This window comes from Parasphingorhabdus halotolerans (assembly GCF_012516475.1).
Classification (GTDB): domain Bacteria; phylum Pseudomonadota; class Alphaproteobacteria; order Sphingomonadales; family Sphingomonadaceae; genus Parasphingorhabdus; species Parasphingorhabdus halotolerans.
The window spans coordinates 2,117,046-2,129,847 of the sequence record NZ_CP051217.1; the positions used below are offsets into that span (position 1 = coordinate 2,117,046).

General features: G+C 52.6%; 13 protein-coding genes. 8 read left to right on the top strand and 5 right to left on the bottom strand.

Going from position 1 to position 12,802, the window contains the following annotated elements:
* Positions 1–260: 260 nt before the first annotated feature.
* Together HF685_RS10420 and trhO are read right to left on the bottom strand one after the other, a co-directional pair.
* On the bottom strand, positions 261–899 hold the full coding sequence (locus HF685_RS10420; RefSeq protein ID WP_168819812.1) for a glutathione S-transferase: 639 nt from the start codon (positions 897–899) through the stop codon (positions 261–263).
* The gene (gene trhO / locus HF685_RS10425; RefSeq protein WP_168819814.1) at positions 896–1,834 is read right to left on the bottom strand and encodes an oxygen-dependent tRNA uridine(34) hydroxylase TrhO; all 939 of its coding nucleotides are present in this window, start codon (positions 1,832–1,834) and stop codon (positions 896–898) included. The genes HF685_RS10420 and trhO overlap by 4 nt, the downstream gene beginning before the upstream one ends.
* Before the next feature lie 90 nt (positions 1,835–1,924).
* Here trhO and pdeM point away from each other — a divergent pair, with 90 nt between their 5' ends.
* Both pdeM and HF685_RS10435 read left to right on the top strand, forming a co-directional pair.
* Positions 1,925–2,659 carry a ligase-associated DNA damage response endonuclease PdeM gene (pdeM, locus tag HF685_RS10430; RefSeq protein ID WP_168819816.1) on the top strand — a complete coding sequence of 245 codons (735 nt, stop codon included), beginning with the start codon at positions 1,925–1,927 and terminating at the stop codon, positions 2,657–2,659.
* Between the two features lie 58 nt (positions 2,660–2,717).
* The gene (locus tag HF685_RS10435; RefSeq protein WP_211051118.1) at positions 2,718–4,553 is read left to right on the top strand and encodes a cation:proton antiporter; all 1,836 of its coding nucleotides are present in this window, start codon (positions 2,718–2,720) and stop codon (positions 4,551–4,553) included.
* Positions 4,554–4,568: 15 nt separating this feature from the next.
* Here the strand turns inward: HF685_RS10435 and HF685_RS10440 are convergent, their stop codons facing one another.
* Positions 4,569–5,219 (bottom strand): YggS family pyridoxal phosphate-dependent enzyme, encoded by a 651-nt coding sequence (locus HF685_RS10440; RefSeq protein ID WP_168819818.1) that lies wholly within the window; start codon positions 5,217–5,219, stop codon positions 4,569–4,571.
* Positions 5,220–5,321: 102 nt separating this feature from the next.
* Between HF685_RS10440 and HF685_RS10445 the strand changes: the two genes are divergently transcribed.
* Positions 5,322–5,828 (top strand): thiamine phosphate synthase, encoded by a 507-nt coding sequence (locus tag HF685_RS10445; protein ID WP_246218828.1) that lies wholly within the window; start codon positions 5,322–5,324, stop codon positions 5,826–5,828.
* Between the two features lie 43 nt (positions 5,829–5,871).
* Here the strand turns inward: HF685_RS10445 and HF685_RS10450 are convergent, their stop codons facing one another.
* On the bottom strand, positions 5,872–6,618 hold the full coding sequence (locus HF685_RS10450; RefSeq protein ID WP_168819822.1) for a hypothetical protein: 747 nt from the start codon (positions 6,616–6,618) through the stop codon (positions 5,872–5,874).
* A 374-nt stretch (positions 6,619–6,992) separates the two neighbouring features.
* Here HF685_RS10450 and HF685_RS10455 point away from each other — a divergent pair, with 374 nt between their 5' ends.
* From HF685_RS10455 to holA, 4 genes are read left to right on the top strand one after another with little or no spacing between them, the layout of a single operon-like run.
* A complete protein-coding gene (locus tag HF685_RS10455; RefSeq protein WP_168819824.1) occupies positions 6,993–7,451 on the top strand; it encodes a DUF3576 domain-containing protein in 459 nt (152 codons plus the stop codon).
* Between the two features lie 27 nt (positions 7,452–7,478).
* Positions 7,479–10,013: a leucine--tRNA ligase gene (gene leuS, locus HF685_RS10460; protein ID WP_168819826.1), complete on the top strand. Its 2,535-nt coding sequence runs from the start codon at positions 7,479–7,481 to the stop codon at positions 10,011–10,013.
* Positions 10,010–10,531, top strand: a complete 522-nt coding sequence (lptE, locus tag HF685_RS10465; RefSeq protein WP_168819828.1) for an LPS assembly lipoprotein LptE — start codon at positions 10,010–10,012, stop codon at positions 10,529–10,531. The genes leuS and lptE overlap by 4 nt, the downstream gene beginning before the upstream one ends.
* A gap of 47 nt (positions 10,532–10,578) precedes the next feature.
* The gene (gene holA, locus HF685_RS10470; RefSeq protein ID WP_168819829.1) at positions 10,579–11,601 is read left to right on the top strand and encodes a DNA polymerase III subunit delta; all 1,023 of its coding nucleotides are present in this window, start codon (positions 10,579–10,581) and stop codon (positions 11,599–11,601) included.
* Between the two features lie 17 nt (positions 11,602–11,618).
* Here holA and HF685_RS10475 read toward each other — a convergent pair whose 3' ends face one another.
* The gene (locus tag HF685_RS10475; protein WP_211051121.1) at positions 11,619–12,155 is read right to left on the bottom strand and encodes a DUF4402 domain-containing protein; all 537 of its coding nucleotides are present in this window, start codon (positions 12,153–12,155) and stop codon (positions 11,619–11,621) included.
* Positions 12,156–12,308: 153 nt separating this feature from the next.
* Here HF685_RS10475 and msrB point away from each other — a divergent pair, with 153 nt between their 5' ends.
* A complete protein-coding gene (gene msrB / locus HF685_RS10480) occupies positions 12,309–12,707 on the top strand; it encodes a peptide-methionine (R)-S-oxide reductase MsrB (RefSeq protein WP_168821477.1) in 399 nt (132 codons plus the stop codon).
* The last annotated feature ends 95 nt before the right edge of the window (positions 12,708–12,802 follow it).

A 12,802-nucleotide genomic window follows, 5' to 3' on the forward strand; every position in this document is an offset into this window, starting at 1 on the left:
ATATCCCCGGGCATGGCATCGTCTGTCGCGCCGCCGTCAACAACCCCGTCTGCCATCGACGCCTCCGGTACGGATTCTTCCTGCAGCATTTCATCCTGAGCCGATTCATCCTGGACCGGTGCCTCAACAGGTTCGGCGCAGGCTGATAGGCTGAAGGAAACAATCGACAGGCCGAATATTGTAATCAGCGGTGCTTTTTTCGAATAGATTTTCATTTTTAGGACTCCTGTATGTTGCAATTCACGGCAAGCCCCCAAGACTCAGGCACCCAATACTGGTTCCTCGTCGCCGGTCTTCCACTGCTGATATTTTTGCATGGATTTGCCAAAAATATCCGAACTTAAGTGGCCCTGAAGCCAAATGTGTAAGGCGGGCAGCGATTGGGCGTCAAACCAGATGCGGTCATAATTGGCAAATTGTCGGACGAACGGAAAAACTGCATGGTCCGCAAATCCTGGTCTTGAACCGCATATTTGCCCTTGACCTGCGATCAAACCATCCAGTTTTTGTAAGAATAACAAGCCTTTGGCTCTATACTCCAAAGGATCAACCCCATCATAACGGGTTGGATATTTGTAGCGGTCGAGATTTTCCTTAAAATCGGTATCCGCCTCTGCGACAATGGCAGTTACCAATTCTTTCGCTTCCAGCCAGTTTCGGGGATCGTTGCGACCCAACGCCCAATGCATGATATTCAAACTTTCATCGATAACCTGGCCATCATCAAGTACGAGAACTGGTACAGTCGCTTTGGGGGAGGCATCAATCATTTCCACAGGTTTGTCGCGCAATATCACTTCGCGTAGCTTCACCGGTGTCTGGCTCACCAGCAAAGCCATCCGCGCCCGCATCGCGTAAGGACAACGCCGGAAGCTATACAGAACGGGCATTTTGCTCATGTTGTGCCGAGATGCTGGCGGCCTTCTTTTGCGGCTTTTTCCACTTGCCGCTGCCGCTCGCGATAGCGTGCCCGCTGTTCATCGGAGCGCTCGGCGTAACAATGCGGGCAAGCCTCGCCGGGGATATATTGCTCCGATGCGCGCTCTTCAACATTAAGTGGCATCCGGCAGGCATGACATTGGTCGTAGTCACTTTCTTTCAGGCCATGCCCCACAGCAACCCGCTGATCAAAAAGGAAACAATTACCGTTCCACCGACTCTGTTCTTCTGGAACATTCTCGAGATATTTGAGAATTCCTCCCTTCAAATGGTGTACATCGTCAAAACCCAGCGATTTCACATAAGCGGTCGCCTTTTCACACCTTATACCACCGGTGCAAAACATCGCAATTTTTAGTTGTTTATCTGATTTTTCCTGCAGTTCTTTTGCAAAAGCATCAAACCAGGCCGGAAAGTCTCGGAAGCTTTCGGTCTGCGGATTAATCGCACCCTCAAAGCTACCAATCGCCACTTCATAGGTATTGCGCGTATCAATAATTACGGTGTCGGGATCGGCCGTCAGCGCATTCCAATCGAGCGGATCGACATATTTGCCCTTAGCGCGAGCAGGATCAATGCCGTCAACACCCATGGTGACAATTTCCTTTTTCAGACGAACCTTCATCCGCAGAAACGGCATTTCGCTAGCGCTGGAATATTTTACTTCCAGTCCGGCGAATTGCGGTAACGATTGCAAATAGGAAATGGTAGCATCGATTCCGCTGGGTGAACCCGCGATCGTACCGTTGATACCCTCGGGCGCTAACAATATCGTGCCTTTGAGACCGTGCTTCTCGCATTGCTCCAAAATATCCCGGCGAATCGCTGCCGGATCAACAACAATAGCGAAATGGTATAAAGCCGCGACTTTACAGGACGATTGGGAGTTACTCATACCGGCGCATATAGTCCCTCCGCTGCCAAATTTCCAACCCCCTGCGGCTCGGCCCTTGCACAAGCTCCGCGAACATAGCATAGCATCGTCATGGTTCCCCTTTCGTTCGCCGGTCATGAATTTGATGTTGTTGCTCCGGCAGCGTTGTTCTGGCCCGCCCAACGAGCGCTGCTAGTCGCCGATCTTCATCTGGAAAAAGCCAGCTTTTTTGCGCGCCAGGGGCAGATGTTGCCGCCCTATGATAGTCAGGCAACTCTGGATGCACTCTCCGACCTCATCACAAAAACCGGGGCGCAAAAGGTATTTTGCCTGGGCGATAATTATCATGATGACGGCGGCGAAAAGCGCCTAGAGAGCAAAGCGTCGTCTCTACTCAAGAAATTGACCCGAGAAATCGAGTGGATCTGGATTAGCGGTAATCACGATCGGGATGTCAGTGGTCTTTGGGGAGGCCGAGTGATGCGCGAATGGACTGATGGCGGATTGGTTTTGCGGCACGAAGCGACGAAAAATCCTAAAATGCCAGAAATTTCTGGCCACTATCACCCCAAATACCGGGTTCAAGTGCGTGGGCGGAATCTTTCCAGATGCTGCTTTGTGATGGGCAAAATGCATCTAATCATGCCCGCATTCGGCGCGCTCACCGGAGGCATGTCAGCCGACGATCAGGCAATTGAGAGCGTTGTCGGCGGCCCGGCAGACGCGATTATTGGTTTGGACAAGCTGGCCCTGCACTTTCCGCTCGGCTTTTCATCGCGCTCTGTCGTCAATGCCGGGCAGACTCAATTTGATTTTCCGGAACCGCGCACAGCTGCGCGGGCCTAAGTCATTTTGAGCAGCGTATAGTTTTGCATAAAAGCCTGAAAACTTGCATGGAGCGGCAATGCTAATAATTGATTCGTTGATGGTGAAAATTGCGTTGATTGGCCTGCTTGGCATTGGCGCACAATGGGTCGCATGGCGCACAGGCAGACCGGCCATCGCTCTTATGCTTATTGTCGGCATATTAGCAGGCCCGGTTTTAGGCATTATAGATCCCGAACGTGATTTCGGCGCGCTGCAGGAACCGATTATCAAACTCGCTGTTGCGGTTATATTATTTGAGGGCGGCCTTAGCCTTAATTTCCGCGAACTCAGGCAAGCAGGCGGCGCAGTGACGATGATGGTAATCATTGCCGGTCCTATCGCCTGGGTATTGGGGACGGCAGCAGCGCACTTTGGTGCTGGATTATCCTGGGAAATTTCGGCGCTGCTTGGCGGGATCATGATCGTAACCGGACCTACGGTGATCGGCCCGATGCTCCGGACGTTACGGGTTCCTGCCCGTGTGCGCAATATTTTGAAGTGGGAAGGCATTGTAAATGATCCGATCGGTGCGCTGCTCGCAGTCGGCATTTATGCTTATATCACCTATGAAGGCCCCAACGCCAATATCGCAGTGATAAGCATGGATGTACTCGCCGCGAGTTTTGTCGCAGCGGCCCTGGGCGCCGCTTTAGGGTTTGCCATTACCTGGCTTTTTCCGCGCGGACATGTGCCTGAATATCTAAAAGCACCGTTTCTGCTGGTGACGGTTATCGCCGGATTTGTAATCGCCGATCTGGTGAAACATGAAACCGGCCTGATCACCGTAACGGTGATGGGCGTGGTGCTGGCTAACCGCCAGATCTACTCCAGCCAAGCACTCCACCGGTTTAAGGAAGATCTCGCTGTCCTTCTGATTTCCGGTGTTTTTATCATTCTTTCCGCCACATTGGATTGGGAAACAGTGCAACAATTCCGACCACAGTTTGTAATCTTTCTGCTGCTCCTGCTATTCGTTGTACGACCGATTTCGGTACTGGTCGCTTTGTTGTTTAGTTCCGTACCTTGGCGTGAGCGATTGTTTATAGCATGGATAGCGCCTCGCGGCATCGTTGCTGTCGCCATTACCGGTCTGTTTGCGTTGCGGTTGGTGGATCACGGATTCCCCGGCGCAGAGGCCTTGGTCCCGTTGAGCTTCGCAGTGGTCATCGCAACCATCTTTGCCCATGGATTTTCCGCAGCGTGGGTCGCCGAAAGATTGGGGATCAATGAAGGCAAGGGTGAAGGCGTCATAATAGTCGGGGCGAATCGCTGGTCTGTCGCGCTTGGGAAAGCGCTTCAAACGCTTGAAATCCCGGTTACCATTGCGGACACTAGCAAATTCGCTCTGCGCCGAGCGCGCAGCGAGAATCTCACCATCCATCATGGCGATATACTTGATGAAGCGCACAATGATAATATCGATTTGGGCGAATATCAGCACCTCATTGCAGGAACTGAAAATGATAGCCACAATCAGCTAATTACCGCCGATTTGGGTCCGGAAATGGGTTTCGACCAAATCAGCCGGCTGTCCAATGATTCCCGCAGCAAAAGCAAAGTTGGACATGGCAGGCTGTTGTTTGAATCTGGTGCGGATTATACGTCACTGCTGGACAAGGAACGGGACGGGTGGCGCTTCAGCAAAACCAATATTACCGAAATATTTTCAGGTGAAGAATATCGCCGAAATCTGGCGGCGGGAGAAGAACCGCTAGCCGTGCTCAAGAAAGACAGGCGACTGCTATTTTTTGCGACAGATGCCAAGCCAGTGATTGAGAATGGCGACGTTGTGATCAGTTTTGTCGCGCCGGATACGCCAGAGGAACGCAAGGCAGATCGCGCGGCGAAAGACGCTGAGAAAAATGGTGTGTAAGCCTTAATCTTCGCGTTATCGTTGGCCGAACAAGGCGGTTCCAACGCGGATGTGGGTCGCGCCGGCCATAATAGCGGTTTCAAAATCCCCTGACATGCCCATGCTCAGATTGTCTAGCCCATGCTCCCGCGCCAGCAGAGCCAGCAGAGCGAAATAGGGCGCCGCATTTACACCCGACGGCGGTATGCACATAAGGCCTTCCACAGCAATTCCCGCATCTTCCGCTGCAGCAACCAGATCAGGTAATGCGCCAATGTCGCAACCGCCTTTCTGCGGCTCTTCGCCAATATTCACCTGAATAAAACACGGCACTTTGCGCTCCAGCTTATGCATGGCTTTGGCGAGCGCCTTGACCAGTGACATGCGATCTAGCGAATGGATGGCATCAAACAATGCTACCGCATCTTCCGCCTTATTTGATTGCAATTGACCGACCAGGTGCACTTTCACATCAGGATATGCTTCCCGCAATTCTGTCCATTTTTCGACCGCTTCCTGCACACGGTTCTCGCCAAATAAGCGATGTCCAGATTCCAGCAGGGGTTTGATTTCTTCGACGCTGCGTGTTTTGGATATCGCAATCAATGCAATATCATCGGGCTTCCGGCCGGCTCTCTTGGCGTTTTCCCAAATTTTATGCATGGTCGTTTCAAGCTGTGAGGTCATATGTTTGCCATTTGGTTCTCAATTGCAGTGGTTGCCGCTATATGAGAGCGGATGGCTTTCCACCACCCCCGCCGAAAAACGATTTTGCCGCGCGTATGGTTGATGACCGATGCGCGCAACGATAGCGATCTGGAAGATGTGATCAAAAGATTACCGCGCGGCAGCGGTATAATATTCAGACACTATCATCTCGATGCATCTCCCCGCAAAGCCAGATTTTTATCTGTCCAGGCGATCGCGAAAACATACGGCCATCTTATTTTCCTTGCTGGAGCTCCCCAACTAGCGCGCGCTTGGAACGCCGACGGCGTGCATAGCCGTGATCATAACCGCAGTCTCAAAAATGGTCTATTATGCAGTGCTCCGGTACATAATATGAGGGAAATCAATGCCGCAAAAAGAAGTGGGGCAGATATAATTTTACTTTCGCCCGTTGCCAAAACCCGCTCTCATCTAGGCAAACCCTCGCTAAATAGACTTCAGTTGCGACATTTGATAGGGTTTTGCGATAAACCAGTGGTCTTGCTTGGCGGGATGGATCGAGACAGATTCCGCCACTATGCCGATCTTGATACACATGGCTGGGCTGCAATTGACGGGTTGCGCTAGTCTGAATTATCTTGAACCGCAAAGAACCGAATTCAACCAGAAATCAAAAGCGGAATTTTGTTCCAACATAGACAGCTTGACTGTCTTGCCGCGAATCGGTCAGCGGCGCCATCCGATCACGTTCGTTATTGAGGCGAACACCCGCAGTTACGTCCAGATTGCGGGTCACGGAATAGCTGCCGCCCATATCCAGAGTATAATCTTTTTCACTGGCTTTCAAAGCGCGCGGCGCTGCTTCAACAGGAGCTTTGGCATCGATAGAGAAGCTCGTGTTGAAGCGGCTTCTCTTGCTGGTTTCTTGTTTATCCAATATTCCACGACCGACATCGATTTCAGACAGATCTGGCAAATTATTGCCCAATTTCTTGACCGGAATGGCAAAGCTCTTCAGGCCTTTTGCAGCGCCGAGACTATAAGAGACGGGAGCAATTTTTGTTGGCACCAAATTGCCAGCGCCAGGCGCAGCAGCAATAACATTTTCTCTGATCGATACAGCGTTTAGCGAACTATTCTGCCGGACGACCACGGTGACGGCACGGTCGCCCGTCGTGGAGCCACCCGCCGGGGTAAATTTGAATTTCGCGTTTCCGAGCAAGGGCTTTGAATTAAATTTAGCTGCCAGCTCTGGAGAAGCACCTGTTACGGTAAATGATCCGATCGATCCCAGTGAACGAAGCGATACGCGGTCGATATTGTTTGCAATAGCCTGCGAAAGGGCTGGCGTCATGGCAAGACCGGATAGCGCGAGTCCCGCTGCTAACCACCCCAAATTGTTGCCATTTTTTTTCATGACGTCCCAAAGTTCCCCTTAACGAGATTTTGTATACCAAATAATTACGGTATGCACGAGTCAACATGCTGTTTTTGTCTGATTTTTCTCATCCAGCGAGAATCTGTTGCACTTGGGTTACGGTTTATATCCAATATCAAGTTCCTTATCATGGCGATGATGAACGGGAGATTATGACACCCCGTCAAGACAATGGCCTATTCAACTGGGGTTCACGCATTGTTTTTCATGGGCGTTTTCAAGAGCAATTTTTGCGCTTCTGCTTGCCCCTACAGGTAAAGCAATTATAGAGAGCGCTAATATCATGATTTTGTCGCAAACGGGCCTGCAATCGGACCTGAATTTGCAAATATTAAGACCAGACAGGAGCCACTATGTCCCGCCTCAAATCAAACGCCCTTATAATGCGTCCCGCGATAATTGGATTGGCTGCCCTGTCCCTGCTTTCTGCCTGCTCAAGCGGCGGAAAAGACCGGCCAAAGGCTGATCTTGCTGCATCGCAAATTACGACTATCGGTGTGAACAGCTACTTGTGGCGTGCATCCCTCGATAGCCTTTCGTTTATGCCGCTCACCCAGACCGACAGCAACGGCGGGGTGATCCTGACCGACTGGTATGTTAATCCGCAAAATCCGTCTGAACGCATGAAGCTCAATGTATCGATTCTCGATCAGGATCTGCGTGCCGACGCATTGCGTGTAGCGGCATCCCGTCAAGTGCGCAGCGGTAGTACCTGGGTGGATGCACCGGTGCAGGCCGCGACGACGCAAAAGCTGGAACAGATCATATTGACCAAAGCGCGCGATCTGCGCCGTGCTGCCATTTCCAACTAATCTTTCTTCTCAAACGTCAGGCCACATATGACCGATCAGCGATTCAATCCTCTGGCGGCCGATAAGCGCTGGCAAAAGCGCTGGGCAGATGCGCGTGTGTTTGAGGCCGATGATAATAGCCCCAAGCCACGCAGCTATGTGCTGGAAATGTTTCCCTATCCCTCGGGTCGCATCCATATGGGCCACGTCCGCAACTATACAATGGGCGATGTTCTGGCGCGGTTCCGCCGGATGCAGGGCTTTGAAGTCTTGCACCCGATGGGTTGGGACGCTTTTGGCATGCCGGCGGAAAATGCGGCGATGGAAAACAAAGTTCATCCCGGCGCTTGGACACGCCAGAATATTGCCACCATGCGCGGTCAGCTGAAAACCCTTGGCTTTGCTTTTGATTGGAGCCGCGAACTAGCGACGTGTGAGCCTGATTATTACGGCCATGAGCAAGCCCTGTTCATTGATCTGTTTGAAGGTGGACTGGTTTATCGCAAGGAATCGGCGGTTAACTGGGATCCTGTCGATATGACGGTGCTGGCCAACGAACAGGTTATTGACGGCAAGGGCTGGCGCAGCGGCGCGCAGGTGGAAAAGCGCAAACTGAGCCAGTGGTTCTTGAAAATAACCGATTTTGCCGAGGAGTTGCTGACAGGATTGGAAGACTTGGAGGCTTGGCCGGACAAAGTGCGGCTGATGCAGGAAAACTGGATCGGTAAATCGCAAGGCCTGCAGTTTCATTTTCAATTGGCTGAAAAACAGGGTGCAATTCAGTCGGTAGAAGTCTTTTCCACTCGCCCGGATACCATTTTCGGTGCGAGCTTTGTGGCTCTTTCTGCCGATCATCCGCTGGCGCAGCAACTGGCAGAGGGTGACGACAAACTCGCCGCGTTTAACGAAGAGTGCAAAAAAAGCGGGACGACAGCAGCCGAGCTCGAGACCATGGAGAAAAAGGGCTATGATACTGGCCAGAAAGCCGTCCATCCGCTTGATCCGGATTGGGAATTGCCGGTCTACATCGCCAATTTTGTGTTGATGGAATATGGCACCGGCGCTGTGTTCGGCGTGCCCGCTCATGATCAACGCGATCTGGATTTTGCGCGTAAATATGGCCTGCCGGTCCGGCGCGTTGTCGCTGACGGCGAAGAGACTGCGGCGGAGTTTACCGGCAATGAAGCCTATACCGGCTCCGGAAAACTGGTGAACAGCCGGACCCTCAATGGTATGGATATTGATGCGGCCCAAAAATCCGTCATTGATCAGGCCCAGGCCGAAGGATGGGGAAAAGCCCAAACCACTTGGCGTCTGCGCGACTGGGGCGTGTCACGGCAACGCTATTGGGGCACGCCGATCCCGATCATCCACTGTGATGGCTGCGGCCCTGTGCCGGTAACAAAGGATCAGCTCCCGGTCGTCCTGCCGGAGGATATTGATTTTGAAACACCGGGCAATCCGCTGGAGCGTCACGCCACGTGGAAACATGTCGATTGCCCGAAATGCGGCAAAGCGGCGCAGCGCGAAACCGATACGCTGGATACGTTTGTCGATTCCAGCTGGTATTTTCTGCGCTTTGCCAGCCAGCCGGATAACCGGCCCTTTGATCCCGAAGTGGTCAAGCAATGGATGCCGGTCACACAATATATTGGCGGCGTAGAACATGCGATTTTACACCTTCTCTATGCACGGTTCTGGACACGGGCGCTGGCGCATATCGGGCAGCTGGATTTTACCGAGCCGTTTGAGAGCCTGTTTACCCAGGGCATGGTGACGCATGAAACCTACAGTCTCGGCGATGGCAGTTGGCTTTCGCCCGATGAAGTGCGCAAAGACGGCAGCGATTGGGTGGCCATGGAAAATGGGGCGCCTGTAATCGCTGGTCGCGTCGAGAAAATGTCGAAGTCGAAGAAAAACGTCGTCGATCCTGATCCGATTATCGAACAATATGGAGCCGACGCAGTGCGCTTCTTCGTGCTGTCCGACAGCCCGCCGGAGCGTGATCTACCCTGGTCGGAGGCAGGCATCGACGGCAGCTGGCGCTTTGTCCAACGATTATGGCGCCTGTTTGTTTCGGTAGCAGATAATCCCGATGCTCCCAACGCAGAGGACAAAGCTCTCCAACGCAAATTGCATCAAACCATTGCCGGTGTCGCCGAAGATATTGAAGCGCTGTCGTTCAACAAGGCCGTTGCGAAAGTTTTTGAACTAGTCAACCTGATTGAGAAGTCAAAGCCTTCGCAAGACCGAAATACCGCGATTAAATCAGTTGCCCGGATCGTCGCGCCAATGGTGCCGCATCTCGCCGAAGAAGCCTGGGCGTTGCTGGGTGAAACCGAGCTCATTGCCAATGCGCTTTGGCCAGATGTTGATGAAAGCCTGTTGGTTGAGGATGAGGTTACCATCGCGGTGCAAGTCCGCGGCAAACTGCGCGATACGCTTACCGCAGCGAAGGGCGCCGATAGAGCCGTGCTTGAGGGCCTTGCGCTTGGGTCAGAGAAAGTGCAGCGTGCGATAGATGGGGCAGAAATAAAGAAGGTGATCGTAGTGCCCGACCGGCTGGTCAATATCGTGATATGATGAAACTCTGTGCAAACATGCTGTTGGTTCTGGGAACATCAGCCCTGCTCGCCGCTTGTGGGCTACAGCCGCTATATTCGGGCGGAACTAACGGCGTAGTTGCGACCCAGCTTGGCAATGTCGAAGTGGAACCTATTCAAGGCAAGGCGGGTTGGCTGATGCGCAATGCACTGCGCGATCAACTGGCCGTGTTTGAAGGCAGCGAAACCAAATATCGCCTAATTATAGAACTGGATGACAAAATTGCCGGCTTTGGTGTGCGGAGCGATGACCGGATCACCCGGGAACGGCGCACTTTACGCGCGCGTTACCAGTTGGTTCGCCTAAACGACAGCGCCGTGGTTCTGGACGCGACAGCAGGATCAGACGCAGGCATTGATGTGGTCTCTTCCGAATTTGCAACGGTTGCTGCTGAAGACACAGCACTTGAGAATCTCTCCACCCGCGTTGCCAGCCAGATCGTAGCAAGGCTATCCCAGTTCGCGCGGGAGCAGGAAGGCGCTGACGTTGCGCAATGACGACGTGGACTTAATGAAGGCCCGGTCCCAATGAAAGTCTGGTCCCAATGAAGGTAAAAGACCAGGAAATTGTCCGGCGCTTCCATTCCGACCCGGACAAGTTCCGTTTGGCACTGCTTTGCGGGCCCAATGCCACTCGTTGTCAGGCTCTGGTGGATGAGTTGGTCGCTCCGATGGCAAAAACGGCCGAGCGCGTTGACCTTTCGATATCCGATCTCAACGACAATCCTGCGCGCCTGAATGACGAAGCCAATTCAGCCTCATTATTTGGTGACAAGCGCTATATCGTGCTGCGACTGAACAGCGGTGAGGCCATCCGCGCCGCAGCGGCGATCGAAAATCTGCTGGACAGTGAATCCAAAGGTGATCCGGTATTCATTGTCGCGGCAGGCATGGCGGACAAAACCGCTTTGGCCAAAAGGCTGGCAGCAGCCCCTGATGCTGTGATCGCAACTTGCTATGAGACGACTATTGGCGAGGCCGCAGCGGCTATATCCGGCATGGCGCGCGCAGAAGGTCTGAGTATGTCCCGCGATATCGCGCTTTCCATCGCTGGCCTGACCAGCAATGACATGGTACTCGCCAAAATCGAAATCGAGAAAATCACGCTTTATCTCGACGCTAGCCCGGACCAACCGCAAAAGGTTGATGCCGGGATACTTGCACTGCTTGGCGCCGAAAACGACGAAGAGGATCTCGGCCTATTGTATAATGCCGCGCTGAGCGGCGAAGCAGCAAAGCTTTCGGCTGAGCTAGCGACGGTAAAAATGATCGGCTTTAGCGAAATTGGTTTGATCCGGTTGATGCTCAGCCATTTGAACAAGCTGGCTGATCTGCGCGCAAAGGCCGACAAAGGCGCGAGGATGGATACGCTGATGAGGAGCGTGTTCTTCAAGGACAAGGATAATATTGCGCGGCAGCTGGGTATCTGGTCCGCGAGCAATATTGCGCGCCTAATCGAGCGGATTTTGTCGCTGGAGGTGGCACTGAAGAGCAGCGGACAGCCAAATGGCGTTTTGGTTGAGCAGGAATTGCTAACAATAGTACGCAAGGCCGCGCGATCGCGATAAGGTCGTAGCATTCTTACCTATTCGTAGTCAGCGGTAATCGATATTCTGCCACGGAATTGACCATTAGCATTGCCTGTAACCTGCAGTTTTCCTCCAAAAGAAAAGGTCAATTGACCCCTGCTATCAAGTTTGGCTCGGACAGGAAGATTTGTCTCCAATTTCACCAACTCTGCAGTTGATCCATTAGGCGCGCTCAGCGTGATCCGGTCGGGAAGATTGACGCTGACATAACGCCCCGGCTCGCCTTCCAGTCGGCCTTGGCCGTGTAGCGACATTCCGCCCAAATCGGTAATACCGCCGCTGATCCGGCGTTGGCCGGACAACGGATCGATACTCACCTCTCCGCCAGAGCGGTTCATTAAAGCGAGGCGCGAAAAATCCAGATCAGCTGTTATTTCGATGCGCAATGGCATTTCTGATGGTGTCGAACCCGATTGCGCCGACGAAGCATCGCTGCCAGCCGGTTCCGCACATAATCGGCACTGTGCCAAAGCCGTGCCTGTCCAGACGGCAAAAGCCATCATGAAGGCCAACAGAGTGGAAATTATGTTCATCAAACGAAACATTCCAGCGCACCTTGCCAACAAGAGTTGAAAATGGGGTTAAAATTTCATTGCGGCGCTATGCTGACGCAATTTCTGGTATCGCGCCGTCCCCAGAGTTTGGGATCACTTGACCTGACCGTGTTCCTTCCCCAATTAGTAATCATGCAAAAAGTGATCTTGAGCGACGAAGAATGGCGCGATAAACTAACCCCTGAGCAATATCATGTGCTACGGCAAGCTGGCACCGAACGGGCTTTCACCGGTGAGTTAAATGCAGAGAAGCGCGACGGTGAATTTTTCTGCGCAGGCTGCGGCACAAAATTATTCGATGCAGATAAAAAATTCGAAAGTGGCTGTGGCTGGCCGAGTTTCACCGAAACGGCAGATACAGACGCGGTCAAGGAAATCGAAGATTTGAGTCACGGCATGCGCCGCATTGAAGTACGTTGTGCCTCTTGTGATGGGCATTTGGGGCATGTTTTCCCAGACGGGCCAGCGGAAAATGGCCTGCGCTATTGCATGAATAGCGCCGCTTTGGAATTTGATCCTAAAAATGGTTAACGGTTATTTTTCAACTTTGCGCTAGGCGTTGTCGTTCAGCGTGCAGTAAGACAAATTCACGCTAGAAAATTCTATTTTTAGCGGCAGGTGAACGG